This window comes from Aurantibacter crassamenti (genome assembly GCF_016811105.1).
GTDB lineage: Bacteria > Bacteroidota > Bacteroidia > Flavobacteriales > Flavobacteriaceae > Aurantibacter_A > Aurantibacter_A crassamenti.
The window spans coordinates 2,975,916-3,002,266 of the sequence record NZ_JAFBGM010000001.1 but is presented as its reverse complement, the minus strand read 5'-3'; the positions used below and the strand labels follow the sequence as shown (position 1 = coordinate 3,002,266).

The 26,351-nt window shown below is 33.1% G+C and carries 26 protein-coding genes; 15 read left to right on the top strand and 11 right to left on the bottom strand.

The annotated features are described in order from the left end of the window. The first annotated feature begins 152 nt into the window (after positions 1-152). The 6 genes from JQC67_RS12345 to JQC67_RS12320 all read left to right on the top strand — a co-directional run bounded on the left by JQC67_RS12345 (position 153) and on the right by JQC67_RS12320 (position 4,793). A complete protein-coding gene (locus tag JQC67_RS12345; RefSeq protein WP_203253109.1) occupies positions 153-350 on the top strand; it encodes a hypothetical protein in 198 nt (65 codons plus the stop codon). A gap of 24 nt (positions 351-374) precedes the next feature. Continuing rightward, positions 375-752: a DUF6624 domain-containing protein gene (locus tag JQC67_RS12340; protein WP_317198376.1), complete on the top strand. Its 378-nt coding sequence runs from the start codon at positions 375-377 to the stop codon at positions 750-752. A 280-nt stretch (positions 753-1,032) separates the two neighbouring features. Next, positions 1,033-1,398: a DUF3592 domain-containing protein gene (locus tag JQC67_RS12335; protein WP_203253107.1), complete on the top strand. Its 366-nt coding sequence runs from the start codon at positions 1,033-1,035 to the stop codon at positions 1,396-1,398. Between the two features lie 339 nt (positions 1,399-1,737). Continuing rightward, complete coding sequence (locus JQC67_RS12330) at positions 1,738-2,814, top strand: DUF6090 family protein (RefSeq protein WP_203253106.1); 1,077 nt, start codon at positions 1,738-1,740, stop codon at positions 2,812-2,814. 196 nt (positions 2,815-3,010) lie between these two features. Then, complete coding sequence (locus tag JQC67_RS12325; protein ID WP_203253105.1) at positions 3,011-3,652, top strand: HAD family hydrolase; 642 nt, start codon at positions 3,011-3,013, stop codon at positions 3,650-3,652. A 250-nt stretch (positions 3,653-3,902) separates the two neighbouring features. Beyond that, positions 3,903-4,793 carry an alpha/beta hydrolase gene (locus JQC67_RS12320; RefSeq protein ID WP_203253104.1) on the top strand — a complete coding sequence of 297 codons (891 nt, stop codon included), beginning with the start codon at positions 3,903-3,905 and terminating at the stop codon, positions 4,791-4,793. Between the two features lie 166 nt (positions 4,794-4,959). Here JQC67_RS12320 and JQC67_RS12315 read toward each other — a convergent pair whose 3' ends face one another. The 3 genes from JQC67_RS12315 to JQC67_RS12305 all read right to left on the bottom strand — a co-directional run bounded on the left by JQC67_RS12315 (position 4,960) and on the right by JQC67_RS12305 (position 6,298). Next, on the bottom strand, positions 4,960-5,454 hold the full coding sequence (locus JQC67_RS12315) for a hypothetical protein (protein WP_203253103.1): 495 nt from the start codon (positions 5,452-5,454) through the stop codon (positions 4,960-4,962). An 11-nt stretch (positions 5,455-5,465) separates the two neighbouring features. Continuing rightward, a complete protein-coding gene (locus JQC67_RS12310) occupies positions 5,466-5,699 on the bottom strand; it encodes a hypothetical protein (protein ID WP_238934640.1) in 234 nt (77 codons plus the stop codon). Between the two features lie 122 nt (positions 5,700-5,821). Next, on the bottom strand, positions 5,822-6,298 hold the full coding sequence (locus JQC67_RS12305; RefSeq protein ID WP_203253102.1) for an Hsp20/alpha crystallin family protein: 477 nt from the start codon (positions 6,296-6,298) through the stop codon (positions 5,822-5,824). Between the two features lie 550 nt (positions 6,299-6,848). Here JQC67_RS12305 and JQC67_RS12300 point away from each other — a divergent pair. The 6 genes from JQC67_RS12300 to JQC67_RS12275 all read left to right on the top strand — a co-directional run bounded on the left by JQC67_RS12300 (position 6,849) and on the right by JQC67_RS12275 (position 11,492). Next, entirely contained in the window at positions 6,849-7,199 is a 351-nt protein-coding gene (locus tag JQC67_RS12300) for a DHCW motif cupin fold protein (protein ID WP_203253101.1), read from the top strand. 38 nt (positions 7,200-7,237) lie between these two features. Further along, complete coding sequence (locus JQC67_RS12295; RefSeq protein WP_203253100.1) at positions 7,238-7,801, top strand: Crp/Fnr family transcriptional regulator; 564 nt, start codon at positions 7,238-7,240, stop codon at positions 7,799-7,801. A gap of 96 nt (positions 7,802-7,897) precedes the next feature. Further along, positions 7,898-8,287 carry a RidA family protein gene (locus tag JQC67_RS12290; RefSeq protein WP_203253099.1) on the top strand — a complete coding sequence of 130 codons (390 nt, stop codon included), beginning with the start codon at positions 7,898-7,900 and terminating at the stop codon, positions 8,285-8,287. A gap of 142 nt (positions 8,288-8,429) precedes the next feature. Further along, positions 8,430-9,569 (top strand): alpha/beta fold hydrolase, encoded by a 1,140-nt coding sequence (locus JQC67_RS12285; protein WP_203253098.1) that lies wholly within the window; start codon positions 8,430-8,432, stop codon positions 9,567-9,569. A 138-nt stretch (positions 9,570-9,707) separates the two neighbouring features. Further along, entirely contained in the window at positions 9,708-10,886 is a 1,179-nt protein-coding gene (locus tag JQC67_RS12280) for a serine hydrolase domain-containing protein (protein WP_203253097.1), read from the top strand. A gap of 204 nt (positions 10,887-11,090) precedes the next feature. Further along, complete coding sequence (locus JQC67_RS12275; protein WP_203253096.1) at positions 11,091-11,492, top strand: ACT domain-containing protein; 402 nt, start codon at positions 11,091-11,093, stop codon at positions 11,490-11,492. 57 nt (positions 11,493-11,549) lie between these two features. Here the strand turns inward: JQC67_RS12275 and JQC67_RS12270 are convergent, their stop codons facing one another. The 8 genes from JQC67_RS12270 to ychF form a co-directional block, all read right to left on the bottom strand. Next, entirely contained in the window at positions 11,550-11,768 is a 219-nt protein-coding gene (locus tag JQC67_RS12270; protein ID WP_203253095.1) for a hypothetical protein, read from the bottom strand. Positions 11,769-11,771: 3 nt separating this feature from the next. Further along, complete coding sequence (locus JQC67_RS12265; protein ID WP_238934638.1) at positions 11,772-12,623, bottom strand: class I SAM-dependent methyltransferase; 852 nt, start codon at positions 12,621-12,623, stop codon at positions 11,772-11,774. Positions 12,624-12,966: 343 nt separating this feature from the next. Then, positions 12,967-13,923 (bottom strand): sterol desaturase family protein, encoded by a 957-nt coding sequence (locus JQC67_RS12260; protein WP_203253093.1) that lies wholly within the window; start codon positions 13,921-13,923, stop codon positions 12,967-12,969. Positions 13,924-13,971: 48 nt separating this feature from the next. Continuing rightward, on the bottom strand, positions 13,972-14,406 hold the full coding sequence (gene mscL / locus JQC67_RS12255; protein ID WP_238934630.1) for a large conductance mechanosensitive channel protein MscL: 435 nt from the start codon (positions 14,404-14,406) through the stop codon (positions 13,972-13,974). A 9-nt stretch (positions 14,407-14,415) separates the two neighbouring features. Next, complete coding sequence (locus tag JQC67_RS12250; protein WP_203253092.1) at positions 14,416-17,157, bottom strand: DNA gyrase/topoisomerase IV subunit A; 2,742 nt, start codon at positions 17,155-17,157, stop codon at positions 14,416-14,418. A gap of 27 nt (positions 17,158-17,184) precedes the next feature. Beyond that, positions 17,185-19,044 (bottom strand): DNA topoisomerase IV subunit B, encoded by a 1,860-nt coding sequence (locus tag JQC67_RS12245; RefSeq protein ID WP_203253091.1) that lies wholly within the window; start codon positions 19,042-19,044, stop codon positions 17,185-17,187. 121 nt (positions 19,045-19,165) lie between these two features. Continuing rightward, entirely contained in the window at positions 19,166-20,080 is a 915-nt protein-coding gene (locus JQC67_RS12240) for a DMT family transporter (protein ID WP_203253090.1), read from the bottom strand. Between the two features lie 80 nt (positions 20,081-20,160). Further along, a complete protein-coding gene (gene ychF, locus JQC67_RS12235) occupies positions 20,161-21,255 on the bottom strand; it encodes a redox-regulated ATPase YchF (protein WP_203253089.1) in 1,095 nt (364 codons plus the stop codon). A 185-nt stretch (positions 21,256-21,440) separates the two neighbouring features. On the opposite strand from ychF, the gene JQC67_RS12230 reads away from it, so the two are divergent. From JQC67_RS12230 to JQC67_RS12220, 3 genes are all read left to right on the top strand, one after another. Next, positions 21,441-22,019 carry an RNA polymerase sigma factor gene (locus tag JQC67_RS12230; RefSeq protein WP_203253088.1) on the top strand — a complete coding sequence of 193 codons (579 nt, stop codon included), beginning with the start codon at positions 21,441-21,443 and terminating at the stop codon, positions 22,017-22,019. 67 nt (positions 22,020-22,086) lie between these two features. Next, a complete protein-coding gene (locus tag JQC67_RS12225) occupies positions 22,087-23,112 on the top strand; it encodes a FecR family protein (protein ID WP_203253087.1) in 1,026 nt (341 codons plus the stop codon). A gap of 44 nt (positions 23,113-23,156) precedes the next feature. Continuing rightward, entirely contained in the window at positions 23,157-26,318 is a 3,162-nt protein-coding gene (locus JQC67_RS12220; RefSeq protein ID WP_203253261.1) for a TonB-dependent receptor, read from the top strand. The last annotated feature ends 33 nt before the right edge of the window (positions 26,319-26,351 follow it).

The following is a 26,351-nucleotide window of genomic DNA, read 5'->3' as shown; positions in this document are numbered from 1 at the left end:
CCCGAAGTGTCGGGGTTGCTCTGGACAGAAAAAAATAAATCAAAACAATAAGCTTTAGCTTCGTGCGCAGACGGAAACGAAAAGTTTCCTTACCCCCGCACTACGCTTAGCTCAGACGTTATGGGCAAGTTGAACACAACACAATTAGCAGAATGAATTACAACGAAATTGCAAAAAAAATAATCGAACTGAAAAATGCTGATTTGGAATTTCGTGAAAAGCTAATTGAAAGTGGAAAACTTGGTGAAGGCTACAATAAAGAAATGGCTGAAATTCACAACAAAAATGCCAAAACTCTAAATGAAATAATAAACAAAATAGGTTATCCAACGCTTGACAAAGTTGGCTAAGAAGCAAATGAAGCAACTTGGTTAATAATACAACATTCTATCGGACAACCTAATTTTATGAAAAAATGTGTGAAATTATTAGAAATTGCTGTTCATCAAAATAAAGCCAATTCAAAAAATTTAGCGTACTTGACTGACCGTATAGCAGTTTTTGAGAATAAACCACAACTTTATGGAACTCAATTTGATTGGGATGTAAGCGGAGAATTGAGCCCTAATACTTTTGATGACTTGAAAAAAGTGAATCAAAGGCGAAAATCTATTGGACTTAATTCAATTGAAGAAAAAACTAAAATTATAAGAAAACAAGCTAAAAATAATAAACAATCGCCACCGAAAGACTTTGAAAAAAGAAAACAGGAAATTGAGGAATGGAAAAAAACTGTTGGTTGGACAAAATAAAACCAGCCCATAACACAGTATATAAAAAATTGCTGTTTTGTGCTTAACCAATGTTAGTTGCTTTGTTTGCTAGCTTCTGATTTGACTTCGGAAAATCCTCGCATACAAACACGCAACTTTCCATATACATAAACGTTGGCAACAAACTAAAGAAAAACCTACTATTCAAGAATTTAACAGAACAATTGTAATGATGAAACGATATTTTAAAAATTAAGTTAATATGCTCAAAACAAACGCTTCTTACTTAAATATTTTTCTATTTATTACATGCTGCATAATGTTAATTTTTGCAATATGGAAATCTGTAGCAACCTATTTAATTTATATAAACGGAGAAACTACTGAAGCAACTATAATAGACTATAATTCAGCAACATATAATCAGCAAAGTAGTACTGGTAGTAGCTTAACTCACTCTCCAATTTATACTTTTACTACTTCAGAAGGAAAGAATATCACACTTTATGCTGGCTCAGCTAACAAAGTAAAAAAATATGCTATAGGTGATAAAGTGAAAGTTTATTATCCTAAAAAAAATCCTAGGTCTGCAAAATTAGAAGGTTACTTTCCTTGGAAAATGTATACTATTCTAGGAGTCGCTGGTCTATTAGGTGTGGTATTATTTGGAAAAAAGTTGCAATGAATAAAGACTTCTTCATCACAAACCTTTAGATAATATTTACAGAACTAAATAAGCTATTTAAATAAAAGCCAGTTGCCAACACCGTATATTATTTATTGCTAGTTTTAGCCTACTTACGAAAATCCTCACGGACTTTCTAATCGGTTTTTATTTGCTAAATTAGGTGCTTAAACCACGTAACGAACCATATACAAACACGTTAGCCTTCATTACGATCAACCATTAACCAAATGATAAAATTCTTTAGCGTATCGAAACAAAATTTTGCAATGCAAAATCGAATGTCCTGCAGACATTTGGTGGAGATAGCCGCTTGCGGAAGATTTAAAATCCTTAAACATGATTAAATTCTTCAGACGTATAAGACAACAACTACTGTCAGAAAATAAATTCAGCAAATACATACTGTACGCTATAGGCGAGATTGTGCTTGTTATTATTGGTATTCTTATAGCGCTTCAAATAAATAATAAAAACGAACAGCGGAAAACCGAAAATAAGATTGTTTCTATTTTAAAAGAAGTACAACATGATTTAGGACTAGATATTCAAAAATCGGACGAACTAATTGCCTATTATAAAACACAAGATTCAATCATCAACTTAGTAAAAGCAGATAAACTAACCTATGATGATTATAAAAATGATAATAGAAATGCTTTAAGATTTGTTATTATGGACGCTTTCCACATGAAAATTCATACAAATGGATATATCAACCTCATAGAAAATGTTGATAATGTTCCGAAAAAGCTAAAAGCAATTATTGAGCCATTACACGAAATATATATTTATAACAAATACGAAATAGACAAGTTCGATAATCGATTGGATTTGATTACAGATAGAGTGATGGACGAGTTAGCCAAAAGTAAAGATTGGTATTACAGATTAGGTCAGCCTCAATTAGAAGATGAGATGATTGATTTTTTCCTAAATGACCCTTACTATAAAAATGATGTATATCTATACCAAAATGCTGGCTGGATAAACTTGACAAATGATGTTACTATATTTAGAAAAAATGCAATTAACGCATACAAACAAATTAACACACTTATTGAAAGTAATGAACCGCTTCCCGATTTTATACCACATAATTTAGTTCATCTAACAAGGGCACAACTAAATGAATATGTAGGTACTTTTAAGGTTGTAAAGTATGATGGGTACGATGGTCCAATTCCAGATTTAAACTATAAAATTCAGATACAAGACAATGGTCTAGTGGGCATTATGAATGGAGATCTTGAAGATATGGATTATTTCTATTTTGAAAAAAAAGATAAGATATTTGGTCAGACTGATATTTACCTTAAAGGAGAGTTTATAAGAGATAGTTTGAATGAAATTACATCTTTGATTGTTATGAAAAATGGAATGGTAGCTCACTTAAATAAACTTGAAACGAATTAGAAGAAATTAATAACGAAAGGCTAACAACGTATATAATTTATTGCTAGTTCTAGGCTACTTACGAAAATCTGCTCAGATTTTCTACCAGCCTGCCGGCTGGCAGGTTCGGTTTGTATTTGCTAAATTAGTTGCTGAAACACGCAACGAAATCATAAACAAACACGTTGTAGCACATTTGACAAGAATGTAAATCAGAATGAAATATAAAACTCTAATTCTAGATTTTGATGGCACTTTAGCCGACACAAAAGAAAGCATTATACAGACTATGAAATTTGTTGGCCATAGTTTTAATATCCAAAACGTTGATGAAAATCTAATAGAAAGTTTGATAGGGTTACCTCTGAAAACTACCTTTGAAAAAGCCTTTTCACTTGACGAAAAATTGATTGAGGAAGCGACTTTGATTTATCGTGAACAATATAATGAAATTGTAATCGACACAATTTCTCTTTTTGATGGAGTAAAAGAAACCTTGTTAGATTTTCATTATAAAGGAATAAATTTAACTGTTGCATCAAGTAAAGGAAAAGCTGCATTAATTAAGATTCTAAAAAAGCAAAACATCTATGATATTTTTTTATTTGTAGGTGGAGAAGAGGATGCAAAAAACAAAAAACCATCACCTGACATCGTAAATCTCATAATCGATAAGTATAACTATCAATTGAATGAATGCTTAGTTGTTGGCGATACAATTTTTGACATTGAAATGGGACAAAGGGCTTATGTCGATACGTGCGGAGTTACTTATGGAAACAACACGAGGGAAAAATTAGAAAAACAAAAACCAAATTATATAATCAATAGTTTTAAAAATCTAGCTGAGATTGTATAAATAAAAAACTACTCACTAACAACCTATAAACAATACGTCTAAGCTATGGAAGTAACGAGTACAAGGAAACTTTTTGTTTCTGTCTTAGCACGAAGCTAAAGCTTATTGTTTTGATTTATTTTTCTTGTCCAGAGCAACCCCGACGCTTCGGGGCAAAAGATTTTGCAGACTTTATAAAAATACACAAACCTTACGAATAAGCCCGAAACCCGTAGGTAGTAATGAGGGAAACTATAAACACATAATGAACATGATTTCAAAAACTAAAATTTATCTGCTATATACTATACTGTTTATGGTTTTCAGCAATTTCTTGTTTGGGCAAAAGTTAGAACCTAAAAAAAGGTTACTAGAACCCGACCATGTACTACACTCTAACATAACGGGTAACGAATATCAACTGTACATTTCCTTTCCTGCAAGTTATTCCACAAAAGACACACTTTCGTATCCCGTATTATATGTTTTAGACGGAGCTTATTTTTTCCCGACCTTTAATCAAATCAACCGCAGGTTGAGCGCAATGGGGATGATTCAAGATGTCGTAATTGTCGGAATTCATTCTGGAAATGACAGGAAAAGTTGGTACACTAACAGGCACCTGGACTATACACCCAATTCAGATGTATTGGATGATAGACAAGCGGAAAAAGAATTTGGTATCCCAGAGGGAAAATTGATTTCGGGAGGCGCAGAAAAATTTCTTCAGTGCATTAAAAATGAAATCACTCCACTTATTGAAAAACACTATAAAATCAACCAGAATAGAGGAATTGCCGGACATTCCTTTGGTGGATTATTCGCAAGCTTTTGCCTTGTTAACTCCGATGGATATTTTAACCGTTTTGGATTAAATAGTCCTTCATTATGGTGGGATAATGAGAATTTTTTGAAAGAGGCCGTACAAAAATTTAAAACAAATAAAACATGGGAAATACCGCCTAGTGTGATTTTTATTTCAGTTGGTGAAAAAGAAAGTGCCATGGAGATACCGACTATGGTAAGATTTAGTCAGCATTTGCAAGACATCAATTATGAAAACATTGAATTGAGCTGGCAAATTTTTGAGCATGAATCACATATGACAGTCATGCCCTCAAGCATGAGCAGGACGCTAACAGTACTTTATGCAAATGAATAATTTACATACCAAAGAGAAAAGTAAATATCACTACTGCCAACACGCGCTAAACGCCATGTTGACCTAAATGCGGTCAGAGACCGCGGTCACCACAGCGTTAAGCGCAAGACCATTTTGTGTAATGCAAAAAACACCGGAACTAAAAAGAATAAAAGACGAAAACTATTTAGTTTTCGTCTTTTATTTCAGGTTTGATAAACTCTGCCTGATATTTTTCTAAAAATTTCTTCTGTCTTGCAATCATTTGTTGCCTTAATTTATCAATGTCCATAAAATCATTACCAAAATTACTTCCAAAAAAATCATCATTAAAGAAATGTTCGCTGAAAAGTGAATCTTTAGAAAAAACATCTTCAAATCCTTGATTTTGGAATCCTGAATAGTTTGAGAAAAATCGTGATTTAAACGATTGCATCAAACTATCTTTATCTGACAATGAGAGATTATCGAGCTTATCATTGGATGACCAAGAATAAATACTATCATATCTAATCAAATTTCCGTTTTCATCAAATTCCTTATCAACTTTCCAAGTGCCTTTAGGCTCTTCAACTATTTTAGTTTTATTTTCTTCTTTTTCAACTTTTTTAGTTTCATTTTCTTGTCCTTTACAACTAATACTTAACAAGCCCACCATAAATAATAAAATAAAATTTTTCATCACTTTAGATTTTAAGTTAAACTTAATTTAGGTGTTGGTAGAAATGTTCTGAACAGCCCACCAGTTTCTATGGTTTTAATCAATTTGTTTTGGTGGAACACTTTACAATTTCTTTCATCACTTTTATACCAAACACATTTCAAAAAAGTATCATTATCTACTAATCCAAGTATTGAATCCTTTTTTGGATCATATTTGAAAACTTGCATTTTTGGAGCAGTTAGTTTTCCTTTAATTTTACCCAATCTCCAGATTTGAAAATTCTTGGCATAACTATATAGTATTAAAGAATTAAACAAATTATTAAGAGGATGCTGAATAAATCAGCATCCTTCTCAATATTTTACTCTAAAATTTAGTGAAACAATTATGAAATCTTAATACTTCTGGCAGGCTTTTGTTTAGCCTCTTCTTTTTTTGGTAAAAGTATATTCAAAATACCATTTTCATAGCTCGCATTAATCTTTTCATCATTTACACTTTCAGGTAAATTAAAGGTTCTTTTGAACGAGGAATAACCAAACTCTCTACGAGTATAATTTTCTTCCTTGTGTTCACTTTCTTCCTTCGTTTCCGTAGAAATTGATAACACTTGATTATCGAGGTCAAGTTGGAAATCTGATTTTTTAAGACCTGGAACCGCCATTTCCACCATAAAGGCATCGGCAGTTTCCTTTATATTTACTTTCGGTAAAGTAATGCCAGTATTAAAATTTGAGGTAAATACTGATGGTAGGTCTCTGTTAAAGATATCTTCTAACCAGTTTGATACAGTTGGGAAGTTTTGATTTGAATTTCTGTTCGCTAAACTTCCATTTTTAGGAACAGTTGCTAAATTGTTCATAATTAAAAATTTAAATTAAACATTATTTCAAATTTGAAATCTGTACACGACTTCGTTATTTGTTAAACAAATAGAGTACCAAAATTGAGTAAAGGATTTTCTTCAAAATTTTTTTCTAATATTCTATGAAATTTTGTCATAATTCTGAATAATTGTCATATTCACTCACAATAAAATGACATATTTACATTTGGACTTTTTATTAAAAACTTCAGATTAACTGTGAAAAATAAAACCGCCAAAACAATACAATGGGAAAAGCACTGCACACAACAAAACCTAAACAAAATGCGGGCTTTAGTGTTAAATAAAAAGGTCTGTGTATATTTATAAAGTCGCTAATTTGAAAATTACACGTTAGCGAAATATTCTTATTTAGCTTTGGACAAAGAAAGAAAAAGCAAAACAATAAGTTTTAGCTTCGTGCGCAGATGGAATAGGAAGACGTATAGAAGGTGGAGTTGCCTATACAGTATATGCAATAAAATAATTAAATAAAAAGGCAGCTTATAACAAAGTATATAATTCGAGAATTAAAATAAATACAAACATGGTTAATAAAAATATTCCCTTCCAATCAATTGACTGGTCTAATGTTCCCAAAACCGAACATAAAGGAGAAACTGGAATGGCCCATTGGCAAACAACACAATATAACGGATTACGAATTCGTATTGTAGAGTATTCTAAGAATTATTTTGCTGACCATTGGTGTGAAAAAGGACATATCGTACAATGTTTAGAAGGTACTTTTATAAGTGAATTAAAAAATGGAGAAAAAGTAACATTAACAAAAGGCATGACGTATGTTGTCACTGATGGATTGAGCTCTCATCGTTCAATTACTAAAGAAGGCCTGAAATTGTTAATTATAGATGGAGATTTCTTAAAACAAAAGTGAATAAATGAAAACTATGTCTATAACAAGCGCTTCACGCTATGAAAAAAATATTAAGAGAACATATTGAAAAATTAATACCGCTTACAGATGATGAGTTTTCATTTGTTTTATCACATTTTTCAGCTGAGCAATATGATAAAAATGATTTCATTTTTCGAAAAGGAGAAAAAGTAAAGAATTGCTATTTTATAATTTCCGGACTTTTAAAGTTGGTTTATGATGATAAAGATGGGAAACAGCATATTGTTTCATTTGCATTGGAAGATTGGTGGGAAAGTGATTTTTCAGCTTATTTTTCAGAAGCTAATACTAAAATGTCATTACAAAGTATTGAAGACAGCATCACCTTTTCATTAAGCCTTAAAAATTACCACAAGCTATCAGCTGAATTTCCTAAAATGCAGCGTTTCTTTCTAAACAAATCGAACACAGGTCATATTGCTTCACAACATAGAATTCTATCTTTTCTAACATCAAATGCTAGAGAAAGGTATGATCAACTAATCAAACAGTATCCATTATTAGTTCAACGTGTACCTAAAACACTTTTAGCTTCTTATCTAGGTGTTTCACGAGAGACTCTTAGTCGACTTTCTCATTAATCTTTTTTGCTTTTTGTTATTGTGATGTTTGTCACATTAAAATAATATTCCTTTTCAAATATTTGTAGTGGTATTACAAATTAAAAAATAGAATAGATGGAAAAAAGAATAATCAACCCTTGGCAATGGCAGAATGAAAGAAGTTATGTACAAGCTGTTGAAGTAACAAAAGTTGAGGGAACACTTTATGTTTCTGGTCAAACAGCAATTGATTCAGATGGAAAGTCAAGTACAGATGATATGAAAACCCAATTAGTGAAGACGATACAAAACGTAGAGAAAGTAATAAATGAAGCCGGGTATGAATGTAAAAATATTGTCAGATTAAACATATTTACCACTTCAACAGCCGAATTATTTTCTTGTTTTGATATTTTCCAAAATTGGATAGCTAAACATGAAATAAAACAAGCTAGTACTGTATTAGAAGTAAAAAATCTTTTTGAAACATTAAAAATAGAATTAGAGGCTACTGTTGTAAAATAGCATTAAATAAAGGTGTTCGAAAACGAACACTCAACCATTTATAAAATATAGCGGATGAAGTTCTAACTCGAGCCGCTATTTTCTTTTATATTAGTATACTTAAATAGGTTGAACATTATTTAGCTTTTAAACTACGGACCATATGAAACATTTCGACTTTAAATTTTTAGTCATCTTCTTTTTATCATTCTCAATGTATTCTCAGACCTTAGATACCCTAGTTGACCTTGGGGGGCACAAAATGCATTTCAAAATAATGAAAGGAGAAGGAACTCCAATTCTTTTTGAATCGGGCGCAGGTAGTGATGGTTCTGTTTGGGATAACATTTTAGAAAGAATTCATAAGGTTACGGGTACAACATTAATTACCTATGACCGATCTGGATTTGGAAAAAGTGAAGTAAATCCAAATTTGACAAAAGATTCAGATTTTGGTATTTTAAATGGAATTAAAGAACTGGAAACGGGCCTTTCAAAGCTGGGTTATACTAATGAAATTATTCTGGTACCACATTCATACGGCGGATTTTATACCACGCTTTATGCATCACGTCATCCTGACAAAGTAAAATATGTTGTACATATTGATGCTAATTTGGTAGATCATTATACTGATGATGTTCTGAAAATGATGACTGCAGAGCAAGCCCCTCCTAAAACTCCTGAAACATTAGGTATCTATTATCTTGTAAAAACCTATCCGCAAGTTGTTAACCTAATGCGTACAATTGATTTTCCTTCGAACATTTCTGTTATAGATATTACTTCGCCCATTAACACAGGTTATCCTGACTGGTATTGGGCATTGGTTAAAAAAGCTCATAAAGATTTTGTTGCTGCAGAACTCAATCGAGTTGAACTTATCGCCGAAGGTAGTGGTCATAATATACATGATGATAATCCTTCGCTAGTGATAAATGCCATCATTAAAGCATACGCGCAAACACTTGATACAAACCAACAAAATGGACTATTGCAAAAGGCTTTAGATAATGCTATTGAATTAGCTATTGAAGCTAAGGTTAATAATCGTTCAGAACATGATTTAAATGAATTAGGGTATTCCTTTTTACGAAATGAAGAATTAAATAAGGCTTTAGAAGTTTTTAAATTAAATACAATTCTATTTCCAGAAAGTTTTAATACCTATGATAGTTATGGTGAAGCGCTAATGATCTCAAATCAAAACGCAGAAGCCATTAAAATGTATGAGAAATCAATTGAAATGAATCCAGCAAATGAAAATGGAAAAAAAATGTTGCTGCAATTGAAACAAGAATAAGAAACTATAATTTATAAGGGTATATGAGAATTTTTGGTTTACGTAGATCTAAAATTTGCCGTAGACTATTATAACTTTTGAGCCTTCCCCCCTATTTGTCAAGCACAAAAACGTTACATCCAACTAAAACTAAAAAGTATGAGTTCATTTATTAATAAGATTAAAACACTTCCCTATTCAATTTTGTTAATCATATTGGTAATAGGTTGTAACACAAAAAATAAAAAATCTGCTGAAGACACACAAAACGCAACATCCCAAAATATTCTTTCCATAGTAATCGATTCGATTAATTCAGAGATACAAAATGGAGATTACGGATTAATTGACCGTTTTATGATCATTCAAAATGAAAAAGTATTAGCCGATTTTAAGTATGAGCAAGACTATGAAACCATTGTTCAACAATATGATACTACCAATCATCAATACAATTTCAACAATCTAGATTGGCATCCCTACTACAAAAAAACCGAATTACACACGCTACAGTCCGTCACCAAAAGCATTACGGCTATCCTATTTGGCATTGCATTAGATTTTAATCCAGATTATTCGGTTGCTGATAAGGCAATGCCATTGTTGAATAAAGATGAAAATAAAGTTCAAGATAAACGAAAAGAAAATATAACTATTGAAGATTTACTGACCATGCGGAGTGGTTTAAAGTGGAATGAAGAAACCGACCATAACGATACCACAAATGACTGTTTTAGGCTAGAATCTAGTGACAACTGGATAGATTATGTTTTAAGCAGGCCTATGGATACGTTACCAGGTTCAAAATTTGTATACAACGGAGGTGGCACAGTTCTGTTAGGAAAAATTGTTAGAACTATAACTGGGAAACGAATTGAAAAATGGGCTGAAGAAAAATTATTTGGGCCACTTGGCATTACTGATTACTATTGGAAAGAAACTCCAGATGGAGAAATTGATACCGAGGGCGGTTTATATTTAAGTGCAGAAGATTTGGCAAAAATAGGTTCGTTGTTTCTGAATAAAGGAAAATGGAATGGCAACCAAATTGTATCTGAAAGTTGGGTTACAACATCAACGAGCCCTATAGTAAAAGGCGTAAAACCTAACTGGGGTAATCATACTGGGTATGGCTATCAATGGTGGATTCCGGAATATAATAATAAAGGTGAATCTAATATTTATGGGGGCAACGGTTATGGCGGTCAGTATGTAATGATGGCACCTGAATACAATTTAATAATCGTCTTTAATGGCTGGAATATTAATGCGATGCCTGATAAGTCGACTTGGCGAGTTTTACAAGACAGAATTATCCCTACACTTAAAAATCAATAATTGGCTAAACCCTTCACCTCAAGTTGTTTCACAAAAATGAGTAAAACTAGAAAGGATTAATTTATCAAAGTTCTTCAAAAACTATTTGTATGAACATTGCATATTTTCCTTCAATACTTATAAATTACATATAATTTAATAACGTTGAAACAGTATGGAGATTTGTATTCTATATTGCGATTTTAACGTATAAAAAAATAGAAAATGTCTGGAGAAACAAATTTGTCTGAGTTATTAAAAGGAATGACGCCAAAGCTTAATGATGGAGATTATATCTTTTCTACAATAAAAGATGTACGTACAATTGACCGAAAAGATACTATTTGTGAATTCAAAGAAAAAGAAGGGACTACCATTGTTATTGAGAAAGAGAAAGCAGATAAACTAAACTTAAGTTACGAATATATAGCTTCATGGATTACCTTAAATATTCATTCTTCTCTTGATGCGGTTGGTCTAACAGCAATATTTTCAACGGAATTGGCAAAAAACAATATTAGCTGTAATGTAATAGCCGGATACTATCATGACCATATTTTCATCGATAAAAAAGACTCAAGCAAAGCAATTAAGGTTTTGAATGAGCTATCTGAAAATCAAAATTAAAACCAGATGCGTTGGTACTCATTAGATATGAGACATCTAATTCCTTTACCAATTTAATCAGAAGAGGTTCTTCCTATTCTTTCCCCTAACTCCTTTCATAAGACTATAATTACAATTTCCATTTTGTAGGTAGGCAATTCTATACTCCTCCATAAGTTCTACAATAATTTGTCTTGTACGTTCATCTTCAAATCCGAGTGATTCACCAAGGTCCATTTCATTTAAACGACCATTATTTTGTTTCAATGCCAAGTAGTATTTCTCTTTGTTATTCATAATTTATTTTTTTGCTGCTATCATCATATGTGGACTGAATGACAAAAGGCTACTATCGTTCTCAGTAATTTGAACAAGTTCAAGTAATGTTTTCTTCTTTTTATCATTTAACATATTTGTGAAATAATTTTTATCTAACCAAGCCATTCCTTCAACTGCATAGGTATTTATAAAGGTTAAGTTTTGTTCTACAAATTCTGTCTTTAATTCATCGGGCCTATGATAATAGGCTTCGGCCAAAAGCCATGGAAAATTATGTGGTGGATTATGAATGCCTGTATTTAATTCTTCTTTACACATTTCAAAGAAAGACGGTTTATGAATAAGTCCATTTAAAAGGCCTACTAAAGTTGTTGCGGAATAATTTATTGCAAAACCTAGAATGATACCATCCTTTTTTAAAACTCGTTTTGCTTCACCAATAGCGGCTGCTCTATCCTCTTTTTTTTGAAGATGATACAAAGGTCCATGAAGTATAACTACATCAGCAAAATTATCTGGAAAGTTCAATGTTTTAGCTTCACCTAAATGGACTGTAAATTTATTTCTCAGTGTATTCGCTCTGTTTTGAGCTATCAAAACATGTTTCTCTACTGGCTCAACCATATGAACATTATGACCTTTTTTTGCCAACCATTCAGAATATTTACCTGTACCACCGCCAACATCAATTAGGGTAAGGTTTGGTGAGGTTATGTATTTATCTATTAATTTTTTTATCCTTTCAAATTCATAGAGTCCCATTCCTTTATTTAGCCTGGTTTCCTCTGATGCATTGGTGTAGAATAGTTCTATTTCTCTACTTATTAACTGTTTACTGCGCATTAGAATATAATTTTCTTTAGACAACCACATAGCAAGTTTTAAATGCACGCAGTACTCCAAAGGCAATTGATGCTTAAATCAATTGAATAAAGATTTGATTTTTTAAAAAAATATAAGATTGGAAATAGAGCATCCGCTCTTTTAGAATTATATAATTCAAATGCGATGCACTCTCGTTATAACGAGAAGTCTTTTAAGAAAGACTCGGATGACTATGTAGTTTTAGTAGAACAGACGCTAAAGATATAAATTACGAATAAATATCTTTCATAATTTACCTTTAAAATAATGCGATGAGAAAAATAAGATGTTATGTACTTTTATTAAGTCCGTTCAAATTTTTAAATAATTCGAAGAAGGTCTTAAAATATCATTAATTCGGACGCTCAAAGGCTACTGCAGGATTCTGAGTTTTTTGTTTTTTAAACAAACGTTGTTGTTGTTTAACCGTCATAGTACTTCCGTCATGACTCCAACCTGGAGGGCCAAAAATGTACATAAACTTGTGCCACCAATTTGGAGACTTCTTTAAGTCGTTCCAAATATCTTTATACTCATGTGTAAGTATGACTAGTGGATTGTGCGAATCTGGAGCATGAATAACACCAAATTTTACTTCAACATCATCATCAAGCTCTTTCCAAGTACCAAATATCTTATCGAAAAAGTTTAAGAACCCACCATGGTTTTTATCTAAATATTCTACATTCTGTGCATGATGTACTTGGTGCATGGTATGAGTATTGAATATTTTTTCAATCCATCCCATTTTGGGCACATATTGCGTGTGTAATTGAAATTGCCAAAAAGACTCAATAGCCAAACAAAAAATTACAACTTCAACAGGAAAGCCTACGGCGGGCATCCACATATAAAAGAATGGCTTGTATAATAAAGTAAACCAGCCATTACGTATGGCAGTCCCTAAATTAAAGTGATCTGACGAGTGGTGTACAATGTGCGCAGCCCACAATACTCTAATTTCATGATTGGCTCTGTGAAACCAATAGTATGTAAAATCATCAGCTAGTTGACATAGTAAAAATATGTACCATTCAAATCCAAATGATTTGTATCCCATGATGTTTGTACGCACCCCATCTACCATTGGATTAAATAATTCGTAGGCAAAATTGAATACAACAATTAGTAAGGTAACTTTTAATAGTGGACCAATTATAGCAGAACCAATACCCATGGCGCCACTGGCCATAAAATCTTTCCACACATAAAGTTCTTTATTATCGTGTGTATGGCTGTAGGCAATTTCCATTAATATAAAAGCAATGAAACATGGGGCACCGTAAATAAGGGGGTTTGTTAAATCCATTTAAACAAATTTCTGCAAAGGTAATTATTAAAACTAATTAGGTCTCTTTTATTTATTTTCACTTCTAAGCAGTTCGTTTTGCTCAATTAGTAACTTTTCAATATTTGATAATAAGGCAATATTTTTAGGAGTTTCTACTTCAGTGTTTTCTGGGTTTTCTGCTTTACTTTTAAATTTGTTTATTCCTTTCAGTAAAACAAAAATAGTTAACGCCACAATGGTAAAATCAATAAATACTTCTATAAGTTCACCATAGCCAATAGCTACTTCCTCAACCAATTCTGTTCCTTCTCGTAAAACCCACTTTTTGTTCGCAAATTGAACACCATCTGTTACTAATGATAATGGTGGCATCAGAATTTTTTTTACCAAAACATTGACCACTGCATTGAAAGAGGCACCAATAATGATACCTATGGCCATGTCAATCATATTACCTTTTACAGCAAAATTTTTAAATTCTTGTATAAAACCTTTTATCATTGAGGTCGTTTAAAATAAGGTTATTTGGCCTTCTCCATCATCACCTTCATTATTATCTTTTTTTGGAGTATCTGACTTTTTAGATTCAGCTGTTTTAGAGGTACCATCATCAACTTTTTCTTCATCAACAACTTCAATTTCTTCCGCTTTAGGTTCAACGGGGGGCTCATAGGGCAAAGGATCTAACTCGTTTATCTCTAAAACTTTATCTTTTGTCAACTGATTACCCATTGCGGTAATACCCTTAACAGAAATAAATTCTTCTAAATTCACAATCAAATTCTCTACGCGATCTTGACCACGTTTTTTAGCAAAAGTTATTTCAGCCTGCGGACGATAATCTGTGAAGATTTTTTCTAGATATGATTTGGGATGATCTGTTAAAATATTGTCTTCTCTATCAGGATGATCCACTAAGAATCGCTTCACATAATAGATTTCTTTTTCACCTTCCCAGTAAATTGCTGACAACGGTTTTTTCGGATTCCATTTTTCCAAAATAATCATATCATCATCAAAGCGAAGTGTCAACTCAGGAATAACCGTTTTAACGGCACCTGTTTGTTTGACAATCAATAAGCGATTCTCACTAGTAAATTCGCCTAGGTACTCCCCTCTTTCATCAATATTCAAACGCTGAACCGCGTCATCAAACCAAAGTTTTCTTGGCTTTAAAGTTGAAAGTCCTTTCTCTTTAAGTTCTACGCGCTTAACAGTATATTTTGTAACTAGATTTCCTTTAGTACCCCTACCCTTGATAAGTACATCAGCAAAATCTAAATCCCATTTTAGTTTTTTAACACTACCTACTTGTCGTAAATTAATAGTGACAACTTCACCTTCACCATTGGGGTTTGCTGAAAAATGGTATACCACTGAACCTGGCTTACCTGTTGAAACATCATATAATTTATCACGCGTTATGCTGGTAACGTTAAAACGCTTGATATATGTGGCACCACCTTTTCCATCTCTATAAATCAAATTATAGATGGTACGTTTATCTTTTTTCTTGAATACGGCAACATGAATAATATTCTTGCCAATAAAGGTTTTTGAATCAACCCTTGTAACCATCATTTGCCCTTCTTGAGTAAAAGCAATAATGTCATCAATATCACTACAATCAGTAACGTATTCATCTCTTTTTAAAGATGTACCCACAAAACCTTCTTCTCTATTTACATAAAGTTTGGTATTTCGCATTACTACTTTTGTAGCTTCTATATCATCAAAAATTCTTATTTCAGATTTGCGCTCGCGTCCTTTTCCGTAGGTATCTTTTAAACGTTTGAAATAAGCAATTGAATAATCTATTATATTGGCTAAATGATGTTTTACTTCGGCAATTCGCTCTTCTAAATTATCAAGGAATTCTTGGGCTTTGTCAATATCAAATTTGGATATTTTTTTGATTTTGATTTCTGTCAATCGTAAAATATCTTCTTCAGTAACCGCTCTTTTTAAATGTTTTGTATGTGGTTTTAATCCTTTATCAATTGCCTGTATTACACCCTCCCACGTTTCTTCTTCTTCAATATCACGATAAATTCTATTTTCAATAAAAATTCGTTCTAGTGATGCTGCATGCCATTGGGCTTCCAATTCACCTAGTTGAATTTCTAATTGTTGACGCAATAAATCTACTGTTGCATCTGTAGATCGTTTCAACATTTCGGTTACGCCAATAAATAGTGGTTTATTGTCTTCAATAATACAACCTAATGGAGAAATAGACGATTCACAGGCCGTAAAAGCATACAGGGCATCAATTGTTTTATCTGGGGATAAACCAGAAGGTAGATGAATTAATATTTCAACATCTGCTGCTGTATTATCTTCTATTTTCTTAACTTTTATCTTCCCTTTTTCATTCGCTTTTAAGATGGAATCAATTAAGGAAGATGTGTTGGTACCATAGGGAATCTCATTAATGACCAAGGTGTTTTTATCATGTTGTGAGATTTTAGCACGCACTCTAATTTTACCACCTCTAAGACCATCATTATAATTGCTAACATCAATAATACCTGAGGTTAGAAAATCTGGATAAATTTTAAAACGTTGTCCTTTTAAATGCTTGATTGAGGCATCTATAAGTTCAATAAAATTATGAGGAAGTACTTTGGTTGAAAGTCCAACTGCAATACCCTCTGCACCTTGTGCTAACAATAACGGAAACATTACCGGTAGATTTACCGGTTCTTTTTTACGCCCATCATACGATTGTTGCCATTCCGTAATTTTAGGACTAAAAACAACGTCTAATGCAAATTTTGAAAGTCGAGCTTCAATATATCTTGATGCTGCTGCTCTATCCCCAGTAAGAATATTACCCCAGTTACCCTGAGTATCAATCAAAAGATCTTTCTGACCCATTTGTACCATGGCATCAGCTATACTCGCATCACCATGGGGGTGATACTGCATGGTATGCCCAACAACATTCGCTACTTTATTATAACGCCCGTCATCAAGTTCTTTTAAAGCATGCATGATTCTACGCTGCACCGGTTTGAATCCATCTTCAATTGCAGGTACGGCACGCTCTAAGATTACGTACGAAGCATAATCTAAAAACCATTCTTTGTACATGCCCGTAACCTTAGTTAAGGCATCGTCTTCTTCATCTGAAAGTTCATTTATGGCATCAGAAGGTTGTCGCTGTTCTACTGGTGAACTTTCATCAGCATTAGAAGAACCTTCATCTTCATTAGGTAGGTTCAAATCTTCTTCTTCATTTTCTTCCATAAAGGATAACTACGTGTTTTGTTGTGTTTATTGAATTTCTTCAACTAAATCAATCTCTACTTTTAGATTTTCAATAATAAATTTTTGACGGTCGGGTGTATTTTTACCCATATAGAAACTCAATAGCTCTTCTATAGACATAGCCTTGTCTAACATAACAGGTTCTAAGCGAATATCAGTACCTATAAAATGTACAAATTCATCCGGTGAAATTTCACCCAAACCTTTAAATCGGGTAATCTCGGGTTTACCGGTTAGCTTTTCAATAGCACTTCTACGTTCTTCTTCACTATAACAATAAATCGTTTCTTTTTTATTCCGAACTCTAAATAAAGGTGTTTGTAAAATATACAAATGATTGTCTTTTATCAATTCAGGAAAGAATTGCAAAAAGAAGGTAATCAGCAATAGTCGAATGTGCATACCATCAACATCAGCATCAGTGGCGATTACAATGTTATTGTATCGCAAGTCTTCCATTGATTCTTCAATGTTTAAAGCTGCTTGCAATAAATTGAATTCTTCATTCTCATAAACTATCTTTTTAGACAATCCGTAAGAATTCAAAGGTTTCCCTTTTAAACTAAATACAGCCTGAGTGTTTACATCACGTGACTTTGTGATAGAACCTGAAGCAGAATCTCCCTCAGTAATGAAAAGGGTGCTTTCTAGATTTCTATCTTTTTTGGTATCACCTAAATGGATACGACAATCGCGTAATTTTTTATTGTGAAGGTTCGCTTTTTTAGCTCTGTCTTTTGCCAGTTTCCGAATACCCGATAATTCTTTTCGCTCACGCTCTGCCTGCATAATCTTGCGTTGCAAAGCATCTTTTACCTCCGGATTTTTGTGTAAATAATTATCGAGATATTTGCCAACAAAGTCGTTGATATAGGTACGAACTGTTGGTAAATTACCACCCATATCAGTAGAACCGAGTTTTGTTTTTGTCTGACTTTCAAAAACAGGTTCCATTACTTTTATCGCAATCGCAGAAATAATAGATTTTCGAATATCAGATGGATCGTAATTTTTACCATAGTGCTCGCGAATTGTTTTTACTAGGGCTTCACGAAAAGCAGTTTGGTGGGTACCACCCTGTGTTGTGTTTTGTCCGTTTACAAACGAATGATACTCTTCACTATATTGTGTTTTGCTATGTGTAATTGCTATTTCAATATCATCACCCTTTAAATGAATGACTGGATATAGAAAATCTTCAACATTGTTATTATCCTCCAGTAAATCTTTTAATCCATTTTCTGAATAAAACTTTTCTCCGTTAAAGTCTATGGTCAAACCCGGATTGAGATATACGTAGTTTTTCAACATACGTTCTACATACTCATTACGGTATTTGTACTTTTTAAAGATAGCCTCATCTGGCCTAAAAGTTACCTTTGTACCTTTTCGTTGCGAAGAATCTTCTGGGCCAACTTCAGAAATAAGATTTCCTTGACTAAACTCAGCGGTTTTAATTTTGTTCTCACGAGAAGATTGTACTTCAAAAAAGCTAGATAAAGCATTTACGGCTTTTGTACCTACTCCGTTCAGTCCAACTGATTTCTTAAAAGCACGAGAATCATACTTACCACCAGTGTTCATTTTTGAAACAACATCAACTACTTTTCCTAATGGAATACCACGACCGTAATCACGAACCTTAACAAGTCCGTCTTTTATTCGAATTTCAATGGTTTTACCAGAGCCCATTACGAACTCATCAATACAGTTATCAATGACTTCTTTAAGCAAAATATATACCCCATCATCAGCAGACGAACCATCGCCTAACTTGCCGATATACATACCTGGACGCATACGAATATGCTCTTTCCAGTCGAGCGAACGAATGTTATCTTCAGTATATTGAGTGTTTTCAGCCATTTGTGGGATTTCCTTTGAAAGAGTGGCTAAGATAAGATTACTTCAAAAAAAATAAAACCCCTATGTTATAAAGTAATTAACAAAGAAAATGCGGGGATTGTTGATAGTTACAAGCCAACAATCACTTCGTTAACCTATTCTTTTTATTTAAAGAAACCAATGTAACGCCCGCTATGACAATCATCATTCCGAAAATTTGTAGATAGGTAATACGTTCGTCTAAAAAGAAGAATGCCAAAATTATGGTAGAAATAGGACCCAAACTTCCGAAAATTGAAAATGTAGAGGCTCCCAAACGCTTAATGGCTTCAGAAACTAAAAACGAAGGAAGTAGTGTTGAAAAAACTGCCATTGCTAATCCTAAATAATATACTTCATTTGGATAGTTAAATAAATCGAAATCAGAAACAACAGCATAATGAATTATAATGCAGAGTGTTGAAACAATCATTGCATACGAAGTGAAACGCAAAACGCCAAATTTAGGAATCAACCAACCGCTACCAACAAGATAGGCTGCATAGGTAAATGCACTTAAGAAAATTAAAAATCCACCCCAGTAAATGCTATCACTTGATATACCTATTTCATCCCAAAAGGTTACCAATACACCAATGTAAGTGATTATTATAGCTATGAACTGATTTCTAGATAGCTTCTTTTTAAAGAACACCCAAGAGAGCAAAACTACTATTGTTGGATAAATAAAAAGTATAATTCGTTCTAAGCCAGCTTTTATAAATTGCAATCCCATAAAATCAAAAAGGCTTGCCAAATAATAACCCAAAATACCGAAAATTATTAGCCACAAATAATCTTTAGATTTTATTTCTTGTGCGCGTTGTGGTGTTTTTAAATTTAAGGCAATAAGCACATAAAAAGGTAGTGCGAAAACCACCCGAAATAATAACAAAGTCAAATGGTCAACATTATATATATAGGCCAGTTTAACCATCACGGCCTTAGCTGAAAATAGTACAACGCCTAGAATTGCAAATAAAATTCCAATACTTGTTTTAGATGATTGTATAATCATGAAACAAAAATAGCCTTCCAAAGAAAATTGAAAGGCTACTTTATTTTATAAATACGAGGTTCAAAACCCGCACTTATCAATTATACATTAAATCTAAAATGCATGACATCACCGTCTTTTACAACATATTCTTTGCCTTCTACGCGCATTTTACCTGCTTCTTTAACCTTTGCTTCGCTACCAAAAGTCACATAATCAGAATAAGCTATTACTTCCGCTCTAATAAATCCTTTCTCAAAATCGGTATGAATTACACCGGCAGCTTGAGGTGCTGTTGCTCCCACAGGAATTGTCCATGCGCGAACTTCTTTTACACCTGCTGTGAAATATGTTTCAAGATTAAGTAATGAATAAGCACCTCGTATTAGTTTTGCAGATCCTGGTTCAGAAAGACCTAAATCTTCAAGAAACATTTGCCGCTCTTCATAGGTCTCTAATTCAGTAATATCTGCTTCTGTACCAACGGCTAAAACTACTACTTCTGCATTTTCATTGGCAACTGTAGCTTTTACTTTATCAACATAAGCGTTACCAGAAACAGCTGCATCTTCATCTACATTGCATACATACATTACTGGCTTATCGGTAATAAACTGCAAGGGTAATACAAATTCAAGACGATCATCTTCAGCTATTTCAATAGCACGAACTGATGTTCCGGCTTCTAAGCCTTCCTTTATTTTTTGTAAAATAGCTTCTTCTTTCTGAGCTTCTTTATTTCCAGTTCTAGCGGCGCGCTTAACTTTCTCTAACTTTTTATCTACCGTTTCAAGATCTTTTAGCTGCAGCTCCATATCAATGGTTTCCTTATCTCTAATAGGGTCTACTGAACCATCAACATGAACAATATTATCATTATCAAAGCAACGTAGTACGTGTAAGATTGCATCGGTTTCTCTAATGTTGCCTAAGAACTGATTACCAAGTCCTTCGCCTTTACTGGCTCCTTTTACCAAACCTGCAATATCAACAATCTCAACTGTTGCTGGTAATACACGTTCTGGATTTACCAATTCTTCTAACTTCTCTAATCTTGAATCTGGTACATTAACAACACCAATATTTGGTTCAATAGTACAAAACGGGAAATTTGCACTCTGAGCTTTCGCATTTGAGAGACAATTAAAAAGAGTAGATTTTCCAACGTTGGGTAATCCTACGATACCTGCTTTCATTTGATTTCTAATTTGAGCGCAAAGATAGCCGTTTGTATTAAATTGTTTTATTATAAAAATGCATAATATTATGATTGATTGACCTTTATTTTACTCTGTTAACGTTAACGATGAAAGTAATTGATTATTAATTAATTATGTTATGACAAATTATGCTATATTGTAAATACTGAGAAAATTCTTACATGAACGAATCATCAGAAAAGGCAATATGGTTATTATTTGTTGAAGGCGATTTAAACGCTTTTTCAACACTTTTTAAATTGTTTTATGATCCACTTCATAATTATGGTTTAAAAATTTCTAGCAATTCTGAAATTACAGAAGATTGTCTTCAAAACTTCTTTATCTATTTATATGATAATCGAACCACCTTTGGTACTGTAAAACATGTAAAATCATATCTTTTTGTTTCATTTAGAAGGGCACTCTTAAAGAGCCTAAAAAAGGAAAGAAAATATACCGACTTAAATTTGGCCCAAGAGAATTCAACCGCATTTGAGTTTTCTTCTGAAGAGTTAATGGTTAAGCAAGAATTAACCAAAATCAGAAAGGAAGCCGTAGCTATATTATTAAATAGTTTGTCAACTAGAGAACGAGAAGCCATTTATCTCAAATACTATAGTGAATTGCCTACCAATAGAATCTCAGAGGTAATGGATATATCATATCAGAGTGTTCTTAATACATTACAAAAAGCTTTTACTAAACTGAGACATCACTTAGAAAAGCATGAAATAAAGCAGGTTTTCAACCTGAATTAAAATTTCTTCAAAAAAATAGGGTATAAATTCATTTGGTAGTTCTCTTTACTAATGAAGCACTTATATTATGGGCAAATGCAACCAATCTCTTCTAGAGATTTTACTAAAAGATTCTTCCTTTAACAATTGGGCCAAAAAGTCTAATCAAAACGATATGGCATTTTGGGAGAAATGGATTCGTGAGCATCCTGATACAATAGAAACTGTGTACACCGCCAGAGATATTATTATTGGTATTGCCTTTAAGAAGGATATACTTCCCGAAGAAAAAATTAATAAAGAACTTAATGCTGTTCTTGCGCAAATATCATTGAAAAAAGAAATTGAAGATGCTAAGAAGGTGATTCCCATTAACAGAAACCCCCGTGCTAAGTTTATCAAATATTCAGCTGTTGCTGCTATTGGATTACTTGTCATCGTTTTTGGGAATATTGCCTTAAATAGTTCTTCTGAAGTAACTCATAAAACTGGCTTCGGTGAGATTATCAATTTAAAACTACCTGATGGAACTTCTGTTGTTTTAAACGGAAATTCAGAAATCAAATACAGCAAAGAAGATACAAGAAATATAGCGCTTAAGGGAGAAGCTTATTTTAAGGTTAAGTCTATACCAGCTACCAAAGCTAAATTTTGGGTCAATACTAAAGATTTAAAAGTAGAGGTTTATGGTACGCAATTTCATGTGAATACGCGCGAGAAAAAGACTGATGTTTTGTTAGATGAAGGCTCTATTCACCTTGTATTAGATAATGGTGATACAACAGAGATGGTACCAGGGGAGCTCGTTTCTTTCTCTAAAGAAAATAATAGGATATCACAACAAAAATTAACAACAGAATTGCCTTATGCTTTGTGGCGTGAAGACACTTATGTTTTTAATAATATCACTTTAGAAGAAGTGATGAAAAACGTTAAGCATGCCTACGGTGTTGTTATTGAATTTAATGATGAAGAACTTAAACATCAATTATTAACTGGGGGAATACCCAATCAAAATCTTAAAATTTGCTTGTCAGCAATAGAAAAATCGACAGGAACCCAAATTGTCAATAAAGACAATAAACTCATACTCTTTAAAAACTCAAATAATTAAAACTGAACGTTATGAATGTAAAACGAATATTAAATGTGCTGCTTATGGCATTCCTGTTTACAGGAATATCAACCAATGCAGCCTCCGATAAAAACGTATTAAAATCTGAGAATTCAGTGGCACTTGCTGATTTTCTTGATGATATCAGTGAAACTCATAAAGTGTTTTTCACGTACAATCCAGTAGTTATCTCTGGCGCTAATTTAAATCCAGAAGAATATCGATTTAATTCACTAGGTAAAATTATAAATCGTCTGGAGTCACATACTAATTTTGACTTTGAATATTTAGGAAATAAATATTACGTGGTCAATAAAAAGAAGGTTAAGAGGACTAAAGTTGCAAAAGTAAAAACGATTAAGGCTATTAACTTTTCAACCAATAATGATTTATCTGTTCTTCAAAATACAGTAACCGGATTAGTTTCTGACCAAAATGGCGAACCTTTAGCAGGTGTAAATATTGTAGAAAAAGGTACGTCAAATGGTACCTCTACGGATTTTGATGGTAACTATGAAATTACTGTAGGCGATGATGCTACATTGGTATTTAGTTATATCGGGTTTAGCACTGTTGAAGAAAGTATTGGTGGTCGCTCTACGGTTAATGCAGTATTATCAGAAGGTGTTCAATTAGCAGAAGCTGTTGTTATAGGTTCTAGAAACCCAAATAGAACTGCTACTGAAAGTACCGTACCTGTTGATGTTATTGACATCAAAGAGTTAAATAATATTGCGCCACAAGTTAACTTAAATCAGATATTAAATTACGTGGCACCTTCTTTTACATCAAATACACAAACAATTTCTGATGGTACGGATCACGTTGACCCTGCTTCTTTAAGAGGATTAGGACCGGATCAAGTTTTAGTTTTAATCAATGGTAAAAGAAGACATACTTCATCATTGGTGAACGTAAATGGAACTTTTGGTCGTGGTAGTGTTGGTACTGATTTAAATGCGATTCCTGCTTCTGCCATTCAACGTATAGAAGTACTTCGTGATGGTGCAGCAGCACAATATGGTTCAGATGCCATAGCTGGTGTTATAAATATTGTACTTAACAAGAGTATTAATGAACTAACAACAACAATTACTACAGGTGCTAATTTTGCAAAACATGCAAACAATCAAACTGGTGGTGTTGATGGTGCAACTACAAACTTCGCTGCAAGTTATGGTTTAGGTATAGGTGAACGCGGTGGTTTTATTAACTTTTCTGGTGATTTTGATGTTCGTCAAGATTATAGTCGAATGAAAGAATGGGAAGGTTCTATATTTAACAATTATAATGTAGTTGAGCGTGTTGCGAATGCTGACGGATACAATACTGTTAATTTACTTGATGATGATGTTGCTGATGTTATTCAATATTCGCAAAGTGCTGGTATAAATCTAAATGGTGCAACTACCAAAGAAGATTTAAGAACTGTATTAGGTGCAGATGCGACTGATTCGGAGCTATCAGCTAGAGGACAACAAAGAAGTGATTACAACATGCGTGTTGGGCAATCAGCAGTACGTGGTGGTCGATTTTTTGCAAACTTTGCTTTGCCACTTGATGACAATGGTACCGAAATATACTCATTTGCAGGTATCAGCTCTAGAACTGGAAATTCAGCAGGTTTTTATCGATTGCCAAACCAAAGTAGAACTTTTACTCCTGCTTATATAAATGGTTTTTTACCTGAAATTAATTCAGCAATTCAAGATAAATCTTTCTCTGCAGGTATTAAAGGTAAAATTGGTGAATGGAATGTAGATTTCAGTAATACGTACGGAAAGAATGCTTTTGATTTTACTATAGGTAATACATTCAATGCTTCATTACAAAGTTCTTCGCCTACTACTTTTGATGCAGGTGGATTCTCTTTTGCTCAGAATACTACTAATCTAGATATCAATCAATTCTATGATGATATCATGGATGGTCTGAATGTAGCTTTTGGTGGTGAATATAGAGTTGAGAATTATGAAATAGTTGCTGGTGAACCTGCGTCATATCAACAATATACTGCTGATGGTACTGCTATCACTTCTGCTGCGCAAAGTGCTTCAGTTGATTTCTTTGGAAACTCAAGACCTGGTGGATCGCAAGTTTTTCCTGGTTTCGGACCTAAAAATGAATTGTCTAGAGGTCGCAGTAGTGTTGCTGGTTATATTGATGTAGAAGCTGATTTCTCTGAACGCTTCTTAACTAGTTTCGCAACTCGTTTTGAAAATTATAGTGATTTTGGTTCTACCATTAATTTTAAATTAGCTTCAAGATATAAGATAAGTGATAATGTAAATGTACGTGCAGCTTTTAATACTGGTTTTAGAGCGCCTTCATTACATCAAATTAACTTTAATGCTACGGCAACTATTTTTGATCAAAATGGTAATCCACAAGAAGTTGGTACATTCTCTAATGATAGTAGAGCTGCAAATTTATTAGGTATTCCTCAATTAAAGCAAGAAACATCGAGTAGTGTTAGTGCTGGTATTACAGCTAAGATGCCTGATGCAAACTTAACTCTTACTGTTGATGGCTATTATGTTCGTATTAATGATAGAGTTGTTTATACAGGTCAATTTAGTGGTCCTGGGACAGGAACAGAGCTTGATAATTTATTAAGTCAAGCTAATGCGACAGCAGCTGCGTTTTTTGCAAATGCAATTGATACAGAATCATCTGGAGTCGATGTGGTTTTAACACATAAAGCTACGCTTAGTGATAAATGGAGGTTAAAATCAGATTTAGCAGGTACTTTCTCAAAAACAAGAAAAGTTGGTGATATTAAAGCTTCAGACGTTTTAAGAAATGCAGGTTTGATAGATACATACTTTCCTGAAGATAGCCGTGTTTATTTAGAAGAGGCTGTACCAAGAACAAAGATTAATCTTTCAAATAGCCTTACTTCAGAGAAATTTGTTGTCTTTTTACGTAACGTTTATTTTGGTGAAGTTACTGAAGCAACAACTACAGTTGCAAACCAACAAGTCTTTGGCACTAAAGTAGTTACTGATCTTTCATTAGGATATAAAGTGTTTCCTGCCCTTACGTTTACCGTTGGTGCAAATAACTTACTTGATGTTTATCCAGATATGGCTGACGCTGCTTTCGGTAATAGAAGTGATGGTCGTTTTGATTGGTCTAGAAGAGCACAGCAATTCGGAATTGGTGGTCGATTCTTATTTGCACGTGTGAACTTTACACTGAAATAGAAAGTAATACTTACTTAAAAAGGGGAATTTCTA